15 protein-coding genes are annotated in these 17,480 nt (G+C 58.3%); 8 read left to right on the top strand and 7 right to left on the bottom strand.

Features of this window, described 5'->3' with window-relative positions; genetic code table 11:
- Nucleotides 1–147 precede the first annotated feature (147 nt).
- From D8U69_RS23235 to D8U69_RS23255, 5 genes are all read right to left on the bottom strand, one after another.
- On the bottom strand, nucleotides 148–615 hold the full coding sequence (locus D8U69_RS23235) for an SRPBCC family protein (RefSeq protein WP_130904537.1): 468 nt from the start codon (nucleotides 613–615) through the stop codon (nucleotides 148–150).
- Between the two features lie 28 nt (nucleotides 616–643).
- Nucleotides 644–4,060 (bottom strand): non-ribosomal peptide synthetase, encoded by a 3,417-nt coding sequence (locus D8U69_RS23240; protein ID WP_130908208.1) that lies wholly within the window; start codon nucleotides 4,058–4,060, stop codon nucleotides 644–646.
- A gap of 13 nt (nucleotides 4,061–4,073) precedes the next feature.
- Nucleotides 4,074–5,003, bottom strand: a complete 930-nt coding sequence (locus tag D8U69_RS23245) for a diiron oxygenase (RefSeq protein WP_130908209.1) — start codon at nucleotides 5,001–5,003, stop codon at nucleotides 4,074–4,076.
- Entirely contained in the window at nucleotides 5,000–5,776 is a 777-nt protein-coding gene (locus D8U69_RS23250; RefSeq protein ID WP_130908210.1) for a DUF3050 domain-containing protein, read from the bottom strand. Before D8U69_RS23250 ends, D8U69_RS23245 begins: the two co-directional genes overlap by 4 nt.
- 650 nt (nucleotides 5,777–6,426) lie before the next feature.
- Nucleotides 6,427–7,137: a GntR family transcriptional regulator gene (locus D8U69_RS23255; RefSeq protein WP_130908211.1), complete on the bottom strand. Its 711-nt coding sequence runs from the start codon at nucleotides 7,135–7,137 to the stop codon at nucleotides 6,427–6,429.
- A gap of 197 nt (nucleotides 7,138–7,334) precedes the next feature.
- On the opposite strand from D8U69_RS23255, the gene lapG reads away from it, so the two are divergent.
- The 3 genes from lapG to D8U69_RS23270 all read left to right on the top strand — a co-directional run bounded on the left by lapG (nucleotide 7,335) and on the right by D8U69_RS23270 (nucleotide 10,785).
- Nucleotides 7,335–8,027, top strand: a complete 693-nt coding sequence (gene lapG, locus D8U69_RS23260; protein WP_130908212.1) for a cysteine protease LapG — start codon at nucleotides 7,335–7,337, stop codon at nucleotides 8,025–8,027.
- A gap of 13 nt (nucleotides 8,028–8,040) precedes the next feature.
- Nucleotides 8,041–9,987, top strand: coding sequence for a cyclic di-GMP receptor LapD (gene lapD, locus D8U69_RS23265; protein ID WP_130908213.1), 1,947 nt, complete (start codon nucleotides 8,041–8,043; stop codon nucleotides 9,985–9,987).
- A gap of 480 nt (nucleotides 9,988–10,467) precedes the next feature.
- Nucleotides 10,468–10,785, top strand: coding sequence for a DUF6124 family protein (locus D8U69_RS23270; protein ID WP_130908214.1), 318 nt, complete (start codon nucleotides 10,468–10,470; stop codon nucleotides 10,783–10,785).
- 134 nt (nucleotides 10,786–10,919) lie between these two features.
- Here the strand turns inward: D8U69_RS23270 and D8U69_RS23275 are convergent, their stop codons facing one another.
- A complete protein-coding gene (locus D8U69_RS23275) occupies nucleotides 10,920–11,285 on the bottom strand; it encodes a hypothetical protein (RefSeq protein ID WP_056852035.1) in 366 nt (121 codons plus the stop codon).
- Nucleotides 11,286–11,511: 226 nt separating this feature from the next.
- Here D8U69_RS23275 and D8U69_RS23280 point away from each other — a divergent pair, with 226 nt between their 5' ends.
- Genes D8U69_RS23280 through D8U69_RS23295 form a run of 4 tightly spaced genes read left to right on the top strand, consistent with a single transcriptional unit; the run spans nucleotide 11,512 to nucleotide 15,199 of the window.
- On the top strand, nucleotides 11,512–12,402 hold the full coding sequence (locus D8U69_RS23280) for a TauD/TfdA family dioxygenase (RefSeq protein ID WP_056852036.1): 891 nt from the start codon (nucleotides 11,512–11,514) through the stop codon (nucleotides 12,400–12,402).
- Nucleotides 12,403–12,419: 17 nt separating this feature from the next.
- The gene (locus D8U69_RS23285; RefSeq protein ID WP_056852037.1) at nucleotides 12,420–13,445 is read left to right on the top strand and encodes an ABC transporter substrate-binding protein; all 1,026 of its coding nucleotides are present in this window, start codon (nucleotides 12,420–12,422) and stop codon (nucleotides 13,443–13,445) included.
- Nucleotides 13,446–13,450: 5 nt separating this feature from the next.
- Entirely contained in the window at nucleotides 13,451–14,311 is an 861-nt protein-coding gene (locus tag D8U69_RS23290; RefSeq protein ID WP_130904529.1) for an ABC transporter ATP-binding protein, read from the top strand.
- Nucleotides 14,312–14,332: 21 nt separating this feature from the next.
- Entirely contained in the window at nucleotides 14,333–15,199 is an 867-nt protein-coding gene (locus D8U69_RS23295; protein ID WP_130904528.1) for an ABC transporter permease, read from the top strand.
- 57 nt (nucleotides 15,200–15,256) lie between these two features.
- On the opposite strand, the gene D8U69_RS23300 is transcribed toward D8U69_RS23295, so the two are convergent.
- Complete coding sequence (locus D8U69_RS23300; protein WP_130904527.1) at nucleotides 15,257–16,117, bottom strand: RHS repeat-associated core domain-containing protein; 861 nt, start codon at nucleotides 16,115–16,117, stop codon at nucleotides 15,257–15,259.
- Nucleotides 16,118–16,430: 313 nt separating this feature from the next.
- Here D8U69_RS23300 and D8U69_RS23305 point away from each other — a divergent pair, with 313 nt between their 5' ends.
- Nucleotides 16,431–17,348 (top strand): LysR family transcriptional regulator, encoded by a 918-nt coding sequence (locus D8U69_RS23305; protein WP_130904526.1) that lies wholly within the window; start codon nucleotides 16,431–16,433, stop codon nucleotides 17,346–17,348.
- Nucleotides 17,349–17,480: the final 132 nt, after the last annotated feature.

A 17,480-nucleotide genomic window follows, 5' to 3' on the forward strand; every position in this document is an offset into this window, starting at 1 on the left:
ATCGCCGATGGTAGTGTGGGGTTTCCCCATGTGAGAGTAGGTCATCGTCAAGATTCAAATTCAAAACCCCTGTCTGCTAACGCAGACAGGGGTTTTGTCGTTTCAGGGCAGCCAAAAGCCGTTGGCGGTCACCGCAAAACAAAAGCCTTATACAAATAACTTCAACACATTGTTCATCGCATCATCGGCAAAGCCCTGGACGAACGCCTGGAACCCTGGCATCGCGTCAGCACCTCCCTGCGCCGGTTCGGCGATGATCGTCCAGGTCGCAACGGATTTGCCTGAATCAATGGGAGTCACCTGCATCGCCGCCCACAGATTGGCCACACCCAGGGTGTTGTAGATCGTGGTCCAGGTCATGCTCATCGTGTGATCGTCGTGGGAGTTGAGTTGCTCGACGACAAGGTTGCCGTCCCTGAAGTGCTTTTTGCGCAGGGAAGCCACTCCCTCACCCGTCATTTCAATGTGCGACAGCGCAGGTATGAATCGGTCGAAGCCGGCAAAGTTGCCGACAACGGCCCAGACCCGTGCGGCCTCGGCAGGGATTTCCACCGAGGATACAACGTGGCAGCCTTGTGGATTTTGGATCAGGGTATCGGGTTGCAGAGTGCTCATGGTTTTGCTCCGTGCGGGTTGGGATGACTCAGATGAAATTGATTTCCTTGAGGTAGTCGCAGCCACGGCGCAGCAGCGCCGTGGTCTTTTCCGGATAACACGCGCCCATCTGCCACACACCGGCCTGGGCGTTGTCGTGACCGATCATCGAGATGTCGCCGATGTCTTCTTCAAAGCCGTTGAGGTAGAAGCCGAGCACGCCGAACAGCGCGTTATCGCTGTCGACCCGAGCCAGTTGCTGCTGCCAGTCTGCAACGCTGACCAATGAAAATTCCTGCCCGGCTTCACGAAACGACGCCACGTATCGGTCCCAGCTCAGGGGCTCGGGGTTGTGCAGGTTGAACACCGCTTTTTCCGACTGATAGCGGCTGGCATGGAAGGCGATGAAGCGGGCGAGGAAGTCCACCGGCATCAGATCGAAATTCAGCGCGAACTCCGGCACCTGGCCCAGTTGGATCGAGCCTTTGAGCATCAACATCAAACGGTTCTTGTGTGGCTGGCAGACGCCTGTAAGGCTGTTGAAGCTGATGTTGCCGGGGCGATAGATATTGACTTGCACACCGCGCTCCCGCGCCCGTTGCAGGATCCGCTCGCCGACCCATTTGGACAGGTTGTAGCCGTTCTTGATGTAGATGGGTGGAGTCTGCGCGGCGGGCAGCTCCAGTACCTTGCCATCTGCGGAAACCGCGCTGGAAGCCGAGAGCGTCGAGACGAAGTTGAAGATCTTTTTGCTGTGTCCTTCGCAAAGCCGCAGGCATTCGAAAATCGGCTCGACGTTGTCCCGCGCCAGCGATTGGTAATCGAGTACGTGATTGACGTTGGCGGCGTTGTGCACCAAGGCGCCGAACTCTCGATCCAGGCGCAGGTAAACCTCGTCGGCCAGGCCCAGGCCTGGCTGGGTGATATCTGCCGCGTACACCCGCACCCGACTCAGGTCCAGATGCTCCAGGCGGTTCTCACGCAACGCCTGAGCAAACCGCTCAGCCGCCGTTTGCCCGTTGCCGTCGCGGACCAGACAAGCGACTTCACTGGCGCCCCACCCCAACAGCGCTTCGACGATGTGCACCCCGACGAAACTGTTGGCGCCGGTGACGATGACTTTGTGTACATCGCCCAGACGGCTGATGGGCAATGGCTGCACATGCAGTTCGCGAGAGGCATCGGCCAAGGCTCGGTCGCTCAATACTTCTTCACGGCCTGAACCCCGCACCAGTGTCGCAAGCTTGGTGATGGTAGGCAGTTCGATGAAGCGGTTGATCGATATGCTGCGACCGAATTCTTCGCGCAAACGCAGGAGCATGCGCGACAACAGGATGGAGTGACCTCCCAGATTGAAGAAGCTTTCATCGGTGGAAATATCGCCGGCCGGCAACTCCAGCAGATCGGCCCAGATCTCCAGCAGCAGCGCTTCATCGGCATTGACCGGCAGGCGTCGCGGGGTGTTTTCGCTGACACTGACCGGCAGCGCCAGCAGCGCTTTGCGATCGACCTTACCGTTGCTGGCGTACGGCATGCCCGCCAGTTCGGTCCACGCCACCGGCTGCATGTACTCCGGCAGATACTGCATGGCGTGAGCCTTCAGCGCATTGCGCGCCATACCGCCATGGTGTTCTTGAGGCTGTGCAAGGAAGGCCAGGATTCGACGATGGCTGTCGATCACCACCGCCACTTGGCGGTACAACTGGCTGTCGCGCAGGCAGCGTTCGATCTCTTCTGGCTCGACTCGGAAACCGCGAATCTTTACCTGATTGTCGCGCCGTCCGCACAGCTCGATCCCTTCGTTCGTCCACTTCGCCATGTCCCCGGTGCGATAGACACGCAAGTGCTGGCCATCAGGCAACGTCAGGGTCAGATAGCGTTCGGCGGTCTGCTGCGGGTTGTTCAGATAACCCAGGCACACACCGGGCCCTGCGATGTACAACTCACCGACGGCATGCTCTGTCACCGGTTGCAAATCATCATCGAGGATCAGCACCTGACTGTTGGCGATCGGATCGCCGAGGGTCCGGTTGTTGTCATCTCTTTGCAACTGCCGCGCAGTAATCAGCACGGTGGCTTCGGTGGGGCCATAGAGGTTGTGGAGATTGCCTTGGCGAGTCAGTTGCTGGATCACCCACGGCTCGCAGACATCACCACCCGTCATCACGTGTTCGAGGTTGTGCAATGACTCCAGCGGCAGAATGCTCAGCAGCGCTGGTGGCAAAAAGGCGTGGCTCAGTTGCCGAAGACGGATCAGCTCCACCAGTTGCAGCGGATCGCGGCGCTGGTCTTCAGCAGGCACGATCAATTCGGCACCCTGCAGCAGCGTCGGGAAAATATCGATCAGCGATGAGTCAAAGCTCAGTGAGGAAAATTGCAGAACCCGACTCGCTTCGGTCAGCTGCACATAGTCGGCATACCATGCGGTGAAGTGAGCAAGATTGGCCTGGCTGAGCAACACGCCTTTGGGCTGGCCGGTGGTTCCCGATGTGTAGAGGGCCATGCACGGCGCCTCAAGCACGGGGCGTTGACGCATCAACGGTTGCTCAAGATTGACGTCGCTGGCATCGATCGAAGTGATATCGATTCCCGGCATTTGCGCGGCAAGCGGATGCCGACCGTCATGCAGGAGTAACACCGCGCCGGCATTTGACAGGATGAACCGCTGACGTTGCAGCGGATGGCTTGGTTCCAGGGGTAAATACACCGCGCCGCTGCCCAGAATCGCCAGGATCCCTGCGTACAACGCGCTGCATTTCGGCAGGCAGATTCCCACCACCAACGGGGCTTCATGCTGGCTGAGCAAGGGCTGCAATCGCTGCTCGATAGCACGGCTCAGGGTGTGCAACTGGCGATAGTCGAGGGTGGTCCCGGCAACGGTCAACGCAGGCCTGTCGGCACTCTGAATGAAACGCTGTTCAAGCCGTTCGATCATCGGTATTTCGGCGAGCTCCAGCAGCCATGGTGCAGCGGTTGCATTACGGCGATGGATGTAAGCGAGGCTGTCGAGATACAGCAGGTTTTCGAACGTTGCGAAGTGAGGGCAAATGGCCGGTTGTGCAAGCAGGAAATACTCAGCGTCGCGGGAGTAGCGACTGACCAGCAGGGCGACGTGATCCACCAGTTCCTTGATTGCGCGCAGACGCAGTGCCTGACCATTGCCCGAGGGTTCATCGGCAATCGGCACGCGACTGACCAAAGTCGCATCAACGGTGAATAACAGATCCAGCGGCGATAATCCTGAAGCTGGCGAAGGGCCGATGCCCAGCTGCAGCGTCAGGCGCGGTGCAGGACTGAAAACAAGCGGGTTCAGGCTGGCATCATCGATCATCAGATCCAGATGCTCCGGCAAGGGTGCATCGATTGTCGTTACCCGTGTCAGTGCATGACCGTGTTGTTCGAGTTCCAGCGCCAGGTCGGTCAGGGCCTGGCTGTGGCCGGCAAGCAGAATTTCGAGACGTCTCATGACAGGTTCCTCGTCAAAGCAAATAGTCACTCAAGGCGCTTTGCACGCACGGCGAATCGAGCAGCGAACTGCTGCGGAAAAACCGCACGATGTTGGCGACCAGCGGGTGATGGCGATTGATCGGGAAGGCCAGGCCGGACACCTCATTCTTGAGGGATTGGCGCGCGGCATCGCTGATCTGCAAGGCGTCGATCAGTTGGAAGTCAAAGGCCTTCTGGATGTCGTTGGTCAGGTAGTGGCTGATGAACACCGGGAGGATTTGCGCGATGCACTCGCGGTCGGCTGCGCTTGCGGTGTGCCAGTAGATGCGCACCATCCGCGACCAGAATCCGGAGTGCCGGCCCTCGTCGAGCAAGTGGTCGGCCATCAAGCCCTTGATCGACTGCTTGACGGTATCGTCCTTGGCGAACGCGGCAACGTCACCGGTCACGGTGTTTTCGGCAATCGCCACGCAGATCAGCTCCACAGCGCTGCGCAGGTGTTCCGGTGCCATAGCGATGGCTGCCGGGATCGCCCGGCTCAACTCGATTTCTTCAGGCAGCCCGATGGGTGTGATGCCAGTCATGGCGATGGCCTGCTGCATGAAATCCATGGCGACCAACGCGTGGTAATCCTCATCGACCACCACCGTCATGGCGTCGTAGCGACAGGCGAACGGGAATGCCACGGCGAAGCGATTCTTGGCAATGCTACGGGCGGTCTTGTCGACGATTTCCGTTTCGAAGATCACCACGTCATTGATGAATTTGTAGAGCGTCTGCACCAGGGCGAAGTCGCGCTGCTCCGGGCACTCGCGCACAAACGTCTGGCTGAGAACCAGCGGTTGCCGGCTCAGCGGATAAATCAGCCTGTCGTCGTTCTCCAGCAGGCGACGCGGGCGTGTGCGGATGGTGGCGCGACTCTCCCAGGCATCGGCGAACGACAGATAGTCGGCGGCGTTCATGGGTTCACCTCCGCCAGAGGCTCGTTCATGCTCAGGCGCAAGCCGTCCCACAGAGCGATGCGACTGTCTACGGCGGCGATGGCGCTGGCGTACACGTCTGCTTCGCGTTGCGGGTCGCTGTCGACCAGTCGCGCGAGCAGTCGTTCTGCAGCGGGGCCGTGGTCTTCAGCGTCGACCTCGATGTGGCGTTCCAGGTAGTAGCGAAATGTCGGGGCTTGTTCGATACCGATACCCCAGTCGTCGAGGATGCGCTGGAACATTTGTGGAATCACACTCTCGCGGCCATGCAGAAATGCCGCTGCGACACTGTGGCCAGGCGCATGCAAGGCGGTGTGCAGCGTATGGCGCACGAACCGCGCGGCCGCCGGGTTCACCTTGATACTTTGCAACGCTACGTCATAGCTCACGCCTTCCTGCTGCAGCGCCACAAACCGCTCGACGGCGGTCGTACTCGCGCCGACTTCGCGCATGGCATCCAGGTACAACTCGAAATGGCTGTAGTGGCCTTGAGCGGGGCGGTCATCGGACTCTTCGCCCAGTATGATCTCGTTGATCAATCGTGCTGCCTGCGGGTCGCGTGGCGGGAGCCAGGGCAATTGCGTACAGGTCAGCTCCTGTTGCAGTCGTTTGGTCAGCGACATGAAATCCCAAACCGCAAAAACATGGGTTTCCATAAAACGCCGCAATACTGGAAGTGAGTGTATTTCGGAGAATATCGGGTGCGCACTCAGTTGCGATTTTTTTTGTTCAAGATGCTCTTTGGTTGGTTTCATCGGCGAGCCTTTAGTTGTCTGGTACGAAGGAGTGGTCACTCTTTATTGTTGGTAAAAGTTTTCTTGTGGCGAGCGAATGCCTCAATCTGAATGATTTTGTTAAGGTGCTGTAAGGGCTGCTGCTGTGGCTTCTCAGCCGGCGCCATATGTCGGCCTGGAAAAACTAGTACACAAATTAAGTGTCGGGCAAGTTATTTTTCAGATATTTTAAAGTTCAACTTTTTCGGGCGCGGCAAGTTTCTATAAGACTTTTTGAATAAGTTTTATTTGGTCGTAGTTGCTCCTTCCGTCTTTTAAAAGTCAGAATTTTAATAAAGAGTGAATGCCTCACTCGAAGCAACTTTCTGGGTTAAATCGTTGAAGTGATATGAGGGGGAAGTTCGCCGGGAATAGCGCCGACTCTCCTGTTCCCGTGGCAAGGCTCCTTCCGTAGGTTCCTGGTGCGGGGGACTGCTGCTTAATTGCGATGCGTCGCCCCGTTCATGGGTTGTCGGCACCCCAGGAGTGAGCGTAATTCAAGACAGCCGCTATCACCGAATTCGGGAATCGGAGAGGGCATAAGGGGATGGGAAATTTGTAAGTGGATCGTTCGGTTTCAAGCGGGCTGGGCGCGGCATGACGGAAAGGGAGCAAGCTCCCTCATCACTGTTTTACTTCGAGAATTTTCGACTTTGGGCTTCAGGGCTGGCGAGGTAACGGGTGATGACCTCGACGCCACGATTGAGGTGATGAACCAGCAACTTCACCGAACTGTCGACATCCCGCTCTTGGGCAGCATGCAACATGGCCCGGTGGTCTTCCTGGGACAATTTACCCAGGCCCATTGCTTCCAGATTGAAGCGCAGGAAGCGTTCTTCCTCGTTCAAGCCATCTTCCACCAGTTTCAGCAGGCGCTTATTGGGTGCCTTGCTGTACAGCGACATGTGGAACAGGCGATTGAGCCGGCCGATTTCGCTGTAGTCGTGTTCGGTTTCCAGCTCATCGATATAACGGGCGGCCTGTTCGAGGTCAGCAATCTCCAACAGCGGCACCGACATGCGCAGCGCCTCGGACTCCAACAGTATCCGCAGGGCATAGGTTTCCGCAGCGTCGCCTTGAATCAGCGGCGCGACAACCGCGCCTTTATGGGCGACCACGTTGAGCAGCGCCTGTGCTTCGAGCTGACGCAGGGCTTCGCGCACCGGCATACGGCTGACACCGAAGAGGTCGGCCAGATCTTGCTGGCGCAGAGCGATGCCGCAGGGCAGGCGACCATCGAGAATCGCCGAACGCAGGGTTTCCTCGATGACTGAGCGAGCCAAGTGAGCGGGAATCGGCCCGTTGACCTTGATACTGCTGAGCGGATTGGGCTTTTGTGTCACTACTACGCACCCTGATTGGCTATTTGGTTTTTTGGATCCAACTGACACTAGTAACTGCCTGGAGGCTTGTCAAACGCGCAACGCAGCGCTTTCTTTGAGTCTAGCGCGCCCTTGGTGATCTCACCGTGCCATTGTTTTTTGGCGGATTAACCTACACCATCAACCGACTTCCAACTGTCTACCCTGGATGCCGCGCATTGCCAGTACGTTTCCCGATACCCCGGATGTTGTGCTGGCTGTGCGGTGCGATGCTGTTGGCCGGTGTAATGCTGGGCGATGTACTGGGCGATTGGGATTTCTCGTCGATCAGCCGCCGGGCGCAGGCATTGTACGGACCTTTGGGCGAAGGTCAGCAGCGTATTGATGACTGGCAATACTTGCTGGCCAGCCAGAACAAGGCCAGCGAACTGGAACAGCTCGACCGGGTCAACCGGTTCTTCAACCAGCGCATACGCTACGTCGAAGATGCCGACCTGTGGCATCAGGCCGATTACTGGGAAACACCGGTCGAAGCCCTGTTCAAAGGCGCCGGCGATTGTGAGGACTACGCTATCGCCAAGTATTTCAGCTTGCGTCATCTGGGCGTTGCCAGTGACAAGCTGCGCATCACCTACGTGAAGGCGCTGCAATTGAATCGTGCGCACATGGTCTTGACCTATTACGCGAGCCCCCAGGCCATGCCGCTGGTGCTCGACAGCCTGATCGATGATATCCGGCCAGCCAGCCAACGAACGGATCTGTTGCCGGTCTACTCTTTCAATGCAAACGGGTTGTGGTTGCCCGGTGCCAAGGGCAACCAGAGGGTCAGTGACAGCAAGCGTCTGTCTCGTTGGCAGGACGTGCTGAAAAAAATGCAGGCCGAAGGATTTCCGGTCGAGTCGATTAACTAGGAGCCGCCCACAGATGTCATTGTTCAAACAGCTGTTGATCGCAATCTGTCTGTTCCTGGTCATCGCCTTCACCGGTAGCTTCATGGTCAGCCTGGAGAGTTCGCGAACTCAGTATGTCAATCAGCTGCGTTCCCATGCCCAGGACGCCGCGACGGCGCTGGCGCTGTCCCTGACGCCGAACATCGATGATCCGGCAATGACTGAGTTGCTGGTCAGTTCGATTTTCGACAGCGGCTATTACGCGAGCATTCGCGTGGTCGATCTGGCAAACGACAAAACGTTGGTCGAGCGCAGCGGCATCCCGGCCGATACCGATGTCCCGGCCTGGTTCGTCAAATTGATCGGGCTGGAACCTGCCGGTGGCGACGCGATCGTCAGCCGTGGCTGGGAGCAGGCCGCGCGGGTCGAAGTGGTTAGCCACCCCATGTTCGCCCTGGCCAAACTGTGGCAGAGCGCGTTGGGCAGTCTGGCGTGGTTGCTGCTCTGTGGGGTGGTCAGCGCGATACTGGGTGCGCTGTTGTTGCGGCGCCAGTTGAAACCGCTGGATTACATGGTCCGGCAGTCCCACGCCATCGCCCGTCGCGAGTTTCTCAGTTTGCCTGACCTGCCGCGCACCCCTGAATTGCGGCGCGTGGTGCAGGCGATGAATCAGATGGTCGAGAAGCTCAAGGCGCTCTTTCGGGAACAGGCCGAGCGCAGTGAAAAACTGCGGGCGGAGTCTTATCAGGACAATTTGACCGGGCTGGCCAACCGGCGATATTTCGAGATGCAATTGCATGCGCGGGTGAGTAACCCTGAACAGGCCAGCTCTGGTTATTTGCTGTTGTTACGGGTTCAGGATCTGGCGGGCCTCAACCAGCGCCTGGGTGGGCAACGTACAGACGAATTGTTGCAGGCGGTCGGCGAGCAACTTTCCAGGGAGTGCGCCCGATACCCGGAAACCCTGAACTTGGTCACACGCATTCGTGGTGGTGAATTTGCCGTGCTGGCGCCGGGGCTGGTGCGCGAAGAAGCGTTGCAGTTGGCGCAGCACCTCGACAGCGCCATGACCAGCCTGCACGCGACCGGAGCGACGGACGTGACCAAGGCGGCCGCGATCGGGTTGGCGCCATTTGTCTATGGCGACGCGCCGCCATCCGTGCTCGCATTGGCGGATCAGGCGTTGGCGCAAGCTGAAGGCCTGGGTGATTCGAACTGGGTCTGCCTTGACCAGAGCGCTTTGGCCGGTGTCGGCGACGATCATCATGCCTGGCACGATCTGCTGGATCAGGCGTTGAAGCAGCGGCGCTTCACCTTGTTTTTTCAACCGGTGGTGGCGAGCCAGGACACGCAATTGGTGCTGCACTACAAAGTGCTGTCACGGTTGATCGACGATCAGGGCCAGAGCATTCCGGCAGGGCGCTTTCTGCCGTGGCTGGAGCGGTTCGACTGGACGGCGCGACTGGATCGCCTGATGTTGGAGTTAGTGCTGGAACAGATGGCCGACCACGAATCGACCCTGGCACTGAACCTGTCTTCGGCAACCGTTGAAGATCCACAGGCATTGAATGCGCTGTTCGAGCTGCTGCGCTCGCATTCCAATCTAGGGCCGCGACTGACCCTGGAAATCGGCGAAGAACAACTGCCCGATCAAGCCATGCTTGAAGATCTGACACGGCGCCTGCGCGAGCTCGGGTTCACGTTGAGCCTGCAACGTTTTGGCGGGCGCTTCAGCATGATCGGCAACCTGGCGCGGCTGGGGTTGGCGTACTTGAAAATCGATGGCAGCTACATCCGTGCGATTGATCAGGAGAGCGACAAGCGCTTGTTCATTGAGGCTGTTCAACGGGCGGCCCACAGCATTGATCTGCCGTTGATTGCCGAACGGGTCGAGACCGAGGGCGAACTGGCGGTGATCCGCGAGTTGGGGGTGTATGGGGTTCAGGGGCGGTTGATCGGGGAGCCGAGGCCTTGGGGGTAGGGTTGCCTGTGAGGTTGCCATCGCTAGCAGGCTAGCTCCCACATGGGCTCATGTCGTACACACTCCCTGCGATCAATACCGATCTACTGTGGGAGCTAGCCTGCTAGCGATGGCGTCAGCACAGACAACACAATTGCTGTGGGAATGTTCCTAGAGGGGACACCGGCGTCGGAGATTTCCTTCAAGTTGTAGTGGTGTCGGTGAACTTGTTTGGCCAAGTGCCCAAGCCTAGTCTGAGTTTGTCACTGAATAAGCAGTGACACGGACGTGCAGGTCCGGGTAAAAGTCCAATCCAGGCAACACCATGGGTAATGCATCGAGTATCTCGTTGTATTCGCTTTATGGCGGCTGTGTGCGGGAGACCTTCGGGTCTGCCGAGGTTTTGGATTGGTTTCCTCGGTCTTGCACCCCGCACATTGCTGCCACCTTATTTGCGTGCAAGCGAACTGGTTTCAGCGCTCAATTTGAGGTAACCAATCCATGTTCAAAGTCACTCCAAATCCGCCGGAAACCCCTGGCGACACTCCCGAAACCAAGCCCCACAAAAACCACCTCTTCACCGTCGCCGACGACATCAACATCGAAGCCCTGTTGGCCAACGCCTCCGAAGATTTACTGTCCATCAGCGCCATCGCCGCCGACCTGGCGGACGATGTGGAAGGCTCACGCCGATCCGTTGCGCTGGCGCTGAGCCGCATGGCTGACGGGGTGCATTTGTTGGTGGAGCGGGCGCTGGATCACCTCGAATCGCCGGAGCTGCTTGAGTGTTTGTTCAAGGACAAGTCGGCGGTGAGCTGAAGATCGCCATCGCGGGCAAGTCGAATCGTCGCACCGCCGCTCCCACAGTGGTTGCAGGTGTTAGCAAAATTTGTGCATCACACATAACTCTGTGGGGCTTGCCCGTGATGGCGTCAGTACAGGCAATAAAAAACTCAGATCACCCCATCCTCATCATCATCCACCAAATGACTCAACCCGCCCAACGCCTCCCGCGCCTGGCTGCGGTCCATGAGTTTGGCCTGTGCCGGCGCCGGCAGGTCGGTGACGAGGATCACACCTTTGTTGATCAGCACTTCGATCAAATCGTCGATGACCCGGATCATTTCCAGGTCGCTCTTGCGCAATTGCTTGAGCTGTTTGATCTGCTGGAGCTGGTTGAGGCTTGTGTTCATCAGTTCATTGGCAAACCAGGCCTGGAGGTCAGGATGGTCGGCCGGCAGCGTTTCCGTGGCTTCGGCGTAGTCTTGGGCTTCGACGCGCAGCAGTTGCCCGGCTGTATCGCGTTGCACGTAGAACATGGAACATTCCTCACAGAGAACCGCGTCATGCTGTCAGCAGCATAGGCGAATTCAGCCATATGGTTATTCGCTAACGGTATTTAAATTCCTTTTCTTATATCTATAAAGTCAACCACCTGCGTACCTGCCGACCAATCGGCGCGCCGCACGACACGAACCAACACGATATCCGTGAGTTTCTGATCGACGCGCGCGCCCTTGAGCGTGCCGTGCGTGGGAGTGATTTATGTCAGCAGCCGTATCCGCAGCGCCAGCCATCGCGCCACAACACTTTGAAGTTCGCCCGTTCAGCGGCGCAGTGGGCGCCGAAATCATCGGCCTGGATTTGTCCCGCCCGATCAATGATCAGGACTTCGCCCGCATCCATCGCGCCCACCTGGATCATCATGTGGTGGTGTTCCGCGACCAGCGCATCACCCCCGAACAACAGATCGATTTCAGCCGCCGTTTTGGCGTGCTGCAGATCCATGTGCTCAAGCAGTTTTTGTTGGCCAACCACCCGGAAATCCTCATCGTTTCCAACATTGTCGAAAACGGCCAGAACATTGGCCTCGGTGATGCCGGCAAGTTCTGGCATTCCGATCTCTCCTACAAGGAACTGCCGAGCCTGGGTTCGATGCTGCATGCCCAGGAACTGCCATCCGAGGGCGGCGACACGCTGTTCGCCGACATGCACAAAGCCTGGGACAACCTGCCGCTGGCGCTACGCAAAGCGGTGGAAGGTCGCTCGGCGGCGCACTCCTACACGGCGCGCTACAGCGAGACCAAGTTCGAAGGCAACTGGCGCCCGACGCTGACTCCGGAACAGCTGGCTCAAGTCGCCGAAGTGGTGCACCCGGTGGTGCGCACCCACCCGGAAAACGGTCGCAAGGCGTTGTTCGTCAGCGAAGGGTTCACCACCCGCATCGTCGGCCTGCCGCAGGACGAGAGCCGGCAACTGCTGGCCGAATTGTTTGCCCACAGCGTGCTGCCGCAAAACATCTACCGCCATCAATGGCAGGCTCACGACCTGGTGTTCTGGGACAACCGTTCGCTGATTCACCTTGCCGCCGGATGCCCCAGCCATCTGCGCCGCAAGCTGTATCGCACCACCATCCAGGGCGACGCGCCTTTCTGATTTGCCGGAGATCGATCATGTCCAAACGTCTTCCATTCACACCGCTGGCCGCCGCCATCGGCCTGGGTTTCAGCCTGATTGCCGGTAGCCTGGTGGCGCCGAGCGTGGCCCAGGCCGAAGGTGAAATCCGCATCGCCGAACAGTTCGGCATCGTTTATCTGTTGCTCAACGTGGTGCGCGATCAGAACCTGATCGAGAAGTACGGCAAGCAGGAAGGCCTCGACATCAAAGTCGACTGGACCCAGCTCTCGGGCGGTGCAGCGGTCAACGATGCGCTGCTCGCAGGCTCGATTGACATTGCCGGTGCCGGTGTCGGCCCACTGCTGACCATCTGGGATCGCACCCACGGCAAGCAGAACGTCAAAGCCGTGGCCTCCCTGGGTAACTTTCCGTACTACCTGGTGAGCAATAATCCGAAGGTCAAAACCATCGCCGACTTCACCGAGAAGGACCGTATCGCGGTGCCGGCCGTGGGTGTCTCCGTGCAGTCGCGCTTCCTGCAATACGCCGCCGCCAAACAGTGGGGCGACAAGGATTTCAATCGCCTCGACAAATACACCATCGCCGTTCCGCACCCGGATGCCACGGCAGCGCTGGTGGCTGGTGGCACGGAGCTGACCGGACATTTCTCCAACCCGCCGTTCCAGGATCAGGCACTGGCCAATCCGAACGTGCACGTGGTGCTCAACACTTACGATTTACTCGGCCCGAACTCACCAACGGTGCTGTTCGCCACCGAGAAATTCCGCAACGAAAACCCGAAAACCTACAAAGCCTTTATCGATGCCTTGACCGAAGCAGCCACGTTCGCGCAGAACGATAAAGGCGCGGCAGCCGACACCTACATTCGCGTCACCAAGGCGAAAATCGACCGCGCGGCGTTGCTGAAAATCATCGACAACCCGCAGTTCGAATTCAGCGTCACGCCGAAAAACACCTACCCCTTGGCCGAGTTTCTTTACCGCGTCGGCGCGATCAAAAATAAACCCGATTCATGGAAGGACTACTTCTTCCAGGACGCCAAACCACTGCAAGGGAGCTGATCGACATGAATGCCCCCTTGCAAGGCCACACGGTCAGCAAACCGGCCACGGCAGCCCAGGCGCTGTTGTCGGTCGATAACGTCAGCCTCGAATACCGCACGCCGCAGCGTGTGGTGCGGGCGACCCATCAAGTCAGTTTCGAGATCGATCCGGCGGACCGTTTTGTCCTGCTCGGGCCGTCCGGTTGCGGCAAGTCGACACTGCTCAAAGCCGCTGCCGGATTCATCCAGCCCGTGGAGGGCGAGATCCGTTTGCAAGGTCAGCGCGTCGACGCACCGGGGCCGGACCGGATCGTGGTGTTCCAGGAATTCGATCAGCTGCCGCCGTGGAAAACCGTCAAGCAAAACGTGATGTTTCCACTGCTGGCTTCGAAAACCCTCAAGCGCAAAGAGGCCGAAGAACGGGCGCTGCACTATCTGGAGAAAGTCGGGCTGGCGGCATTCGCCGACGCTTATCCGCACACCTTGTCGGGCGGCATGAAAGCGCGGGTTGCCATCGCCCGCGCATTGGCGATGCAGCCGAAAATCCTGTTGATGGACGAGCCCTTCGCGGCCCTTGATGCGTTGACCCGACGCAAGATGCAGGAAGAATTGCTGCTGCTCTGGGAGGAAGTGCGCTTCACCTTGCTGTTCGTTACGCACTCCATTGAAGAGGCGCTGGTGGTGGGTAATCGCATCCTGTTGCTGTCACCGCATCCGGGGCGAGTGCGGGCGGAAGTCCACAGCCATCAATACGATTTGCACAGTCTTGGCGGCGTGGCGTTCCAGGAATCGGCGCGGCGCATTCACAGGCTGTTGTTTGATGAAGGCCAGTCGCCGGAAACCGAACACGAACTGGATTTCGCCGATATCCGCATCGCTTATTGAGCCAATTGAAAGGAGGGCTCAATGAGCCAATTATCATCCCCGCGTGAAGCGTTCGAAACGGTTTTACCACCACTGACCAGCGTACCGCTGGAGCGTGAATTGCCCCTCGGCCAACGTCTATGGCAACAGGGTTGGCTGCGCAAAGGCCTGATCCTGATTTTGCTCGCGGTGTTGTGGGAAGCGGTTGCCCGCTACCAGAACAACGACCTGCTGCTTCCGAGTTTTCTGCAAACCGCCAGTGCGCTGTACGACGGCCTGTTCAGCGGTGAATTGCTCGGCAAGGTATGGATTTCCCTGGTGGTGTTGCTCAAGGGTTACCTGATCGGCATCGTCCTGGCGTTTGCCCTGACCACGCTGGCGGTGTCGACGCAGTTCGGTCGCGACCTGCTGAGTACCCTGACCTCCATGTTCAACCCGCTGCCGGCAATTGCACTGCTGCCGCTGGCGCTGTTGTGGTTCGGGTTGGGGCAGAACAGTTTGATATTCGTGCTGGTCCATTCGGTGCTCTGGGCGCTGGCACTGAACACCTACGCCGGCTTCCTCGGCGTCTCGGAAACCCTGCGCATGGCCGGGCGCAACTATGGCCTCAAAGGGATGCGATTCGTGCTGTTCATCCTGATCCCGGCAGCATTGCCGTCAATCCTCGCCGGCCTGAAAATCGGCTGGGCATTTGCCTGGCGCACGTTGATCGCGGCTGAGTTGGTGTTTGGCGCGACCAGCGGCAAGGGTGGATTGGGCTGGTACATCTTTCAGAACCGCAATGAGCTGTATACCGACAAGGTGTTTGCCGGGTTGGCGGTGGTTATTTTGATCGGGTTGCTGGTGGAGAATCTGGTGTTTGATTCGTTGGAAAGGGTGACGGTGAAGCGGTGGGGGATGGTGCGGTGAAAAACATCCCCCACTACTCTTGGATGGGTTGATATCGGAGGAGCGATCGATCGTTTTCTACAATGGCTCTTTTCGATCCCTTATATCCCTCACTCGTTTTTGACTCTCTGGAGATAGCGATCTTTTTACCTCATCTGGGTAGCGCGTCCAGATTGTGATCGTTTCCTTATCTGGAGGTCTCCGAGTTGGGGGAATTGGTGTCCAACTTCTGCCAGGATCTGAGTTAAAACCTCCGCGTTGACCGCCATCGGACGAGCCAGGAAGTGAGGCGCTAGTTCCCTGATTAGGCGTAGAGCTTGGCACCCCTCCGACTTTATGATGCAAACCTCCGACTTTCGCAGTGGTAAGAACTGGATTCGACATTGGCCTGGTCCCAAATGTCAGTGTTCCATTCGTAGGTAGAAAATCCGCCGTGTTGGACAAACCGAGTCCTTTAATGCTCGAGACCAAAGCTGTCACTGGGTTGTTGCTCACGGCAACATTCGCCCGATAGGTATTCACAAAGATATTTTTAACATCCATCAAGTTGGCAAAAGCCTTGCTCAGTACGGGGAAGGGCAAATGCCCTGATGAGTCGGTATTCATGACCGGCTCGCCACCGCAATACATATACGCATTCAACCCACCCTCCCCAAACGGGCTCCAACTGTCCGGGCTATGAAACCGCATCAATCGCGGGTTATAGGCGCGGTAGCCGTTACCCAGCAAATACCAACCGATATTCGCTTCACGCAACTGACCATTGAACCCCAATCGTGTCTCGACTTTCTGTTGAGCGGATTGCTCGCCATAAGCTGAGTAGGCGATGGTGTGGGTGCGGCCATCGACGATTTCGCCAATGACCGAATGGCTGATGTCGGTAGCCAGCAACACTGTGCGTGAACGGCTGCGGTCGTCTTGATCACCAGGTTGGCTCATGCCGGAGTCTCTACGTAAACGGGGCAGGCCTTGAGTTTTACTCGTATGAATCGGTTTGAGAACTATCAGAACTGATAGTGGCGTGAGTCGTTTTTTTGGGCTTGCTTGTGGGTAGGTGGTGTCAGTTCAGCCGCTTTCGCGAGCAAGCTTCGCTCCTACGAGGGGGGTGTGTCGTACGCCAATTTTGCAGCTGCCCAGATCCCCTGTAGGAGCGAGCCTGCTCGCGATGGGGCCGGTACTGCCTGCACCTCATCCAATCGTTGTTTGCTAGCATTGCGTCTGGATCAATCCGGACCAGAAACGAGTGCTCGCCATGCAACTGCCCGACATGAACCTTTTGGTCGCTCTCGACGCCTTGCTCGACGAGGGCAGTGTGGTCGGTGCTGCGCGGCGGATGAATCTGAGCCCGGCGGCGATGAGTCGGACGTTGACGCGGGTTCGCGAGGCGATCGGTGATCCGATTCTGGTGCGCGCCGGTCGCGGTCTGGTGCCCACGCCCAAGGCGCTGGAGTTGCGCGAGCAGGTGCGCGATGTGGTGGAGCAGGCCGCGCAGTTGTTTCACTCGGCTCGCGTGGTGGATCTGAGCAGTTTGCGGCGGCGCTTCAGCATACGGGCCAACGACTTTTTCATTGGCATCTACGGTGGGAAGTTGTTCGACACCATGGAGCGCCAGGCCCCGCATTGCGAATTGCGTTTTGCGCCGGAGGGCGACGGGGATGACGAGGCCTTGCGCGAGGGCCGCATCGATCTGAGCGTCAGCAACAATCGGCCGCTGATGCCGGAAGTGAAAGTGCAGAATCTGTTTTCCACCCAGTTTGTCGGCCTGGTGCGCGAGGATCATCCCTTGCTCGATCAGGAAATCACCGCCGAACGTTTTGCCGGTTACTCGCATATCAGCATGTCCCGGCGCGGTATCGCCCGCGGGCCGATCGATGCGGCACTCAACGCCTTGGGGCTGGAGCGGCGGGTGGCGGTGATCGCGCCGAGTTTTCATGCGGCAATGTTCGCCTTGCCCGATTCCGACCTGATTCTGCCGGTGCCCCGGGAGACGCTGTTGAGCGTGCGCCGATTGGGGCTGAAGTTGCGTTCGTTCACTTTGCCCATCCCGCTGCCCACCATCGTGCTCAGCCAAGCCTGGCATCCACGCTTCGACAACGATCCCGCCCATCGCTGGCTGCGAGAAACCCTGAAAGCCTGCTGCGACGAGACATGGCTGGCCGCTCAGCCTTGATGGCCGCAAGGGCCATTAACACCTATGGATGGTGGTTGCGCTGACGCGGCGGTGTTAGTTTTTTCCGTCATTTTCCTGATGAGGCCGTGATCGCTATCGCTTGATTGACGTGGTTCAAATGCTGCGTCCGAC

Origin of the sequence: Pseudomonas sp. Sample_16, from assembly GCF_004307665.1 — a bacterium.
In the GTDB taxonomy this organism is placed as follows: domain Bacteria; phylum Pseudomonadota; class Gammaproteobacteria; order Pseudomonadales; family Pseudomonadaceae; genus Aquipseudomonas.

What these genes read in the sequence shown, in the direction of transcription:
- D8U69_RS23240 (WP_130908208.1), bottom strand. Translation starts at nt 4,060, where the DNA reads ATGAGACGTCTCGAAATTCTGCTTGCCGGCCACAGCCAGGCCCTGACC.
- D8U69_RS23235 (WP_130904537.1), bottom strand. Translation starts at nt 615, where the DNA reads ATGAGCACTCTGCAACCCGATACCCTGATCCAAAATCCACAAGGCTGC.
- D8U69_RS23295 (WP_130904528.1), top strand. Translation starts at nt 14,333, where the DNA reads ATGAGCCAATTATCATCCCCGCGTGAAGCGTTCGAAACGGTTTTACCA.
- D8U69_RS23285 (WP_056852037.1), top strand. Translation starts at nt 12,420, where the DNA reads ATGTCCAAACGTCTTCCATTCACACCGCTGGCCGCCGCCATCGGCCTG.
- D8U69_RS23290 (WP_130904529.1), top strand. Translation starts at nt 13,451, where the DNA reads ATGAATGCCCCCTTGCAAGGCCACACGGTCAGCAAACCGGCCACGGCA.
- D8U69_RS23245 (WP_130908209.1), bottom strand. Translation starts at nt 5,003, where the DNA reads ATGAACGCCGCCGACTATCTGTCGTTCGCCGATGCCTGGGAGAGTCGC.
- D8U69_RS23305 (WP_130904526.1), top strand. Translation starts at nt 16,431, where the DNA reads ATGCAACTGCCCGACATGAACCTTTTGGTCGCTCTCGACGCCTTGCTC.
- D8U69_RS23300 (WP_130904527.1), bottom strand. Translation starts at nt 16,117, where the DNA reads ATGAGCCAACCTGGTGATCAAGACGACCGCAGCCGTTCACGCACAGTG.
- D8U69_RS23275 (WP_056852035.1), bottom strand. Translation starts at nt 11,285, where the DNA reads ATGTTCTACGTGCAACGCGATACAGCCGGGCAACTGCTGCGCGTCGAA.
- lapD (WP_130908213.1), top strand. Translation starts at nt 8,041, where the DNA reads ATGTCATTGTTCAAACAGCTGTTGATCGCAATCTGTCTGTTCCTGGTC.
- D8U69_RS23270 (WP_130908214.1), top strand. Translation starts at nt 10,468, where the DNA reads ATGTTCAAAGTCACTCCAAATCCGCCGGAAACCCCTGGCGACACTCCC.
- D8U69_RS23280 (WP_056852036.1), top strand. Translation starts at nt 11,512, where the DNA reads ATGTCAGCAGCCGTATCCGCAGCGCCAGCCATCGCGCCACAACACTTT.
- D8U69_RS23250 (WP_130908210.1), bottom strand. Translation starts at nt 5,776, where the DNA reads ATGAAACCAACCAAAGAGCATCTTGAACAAAAAAAATCGCAACTGAGT.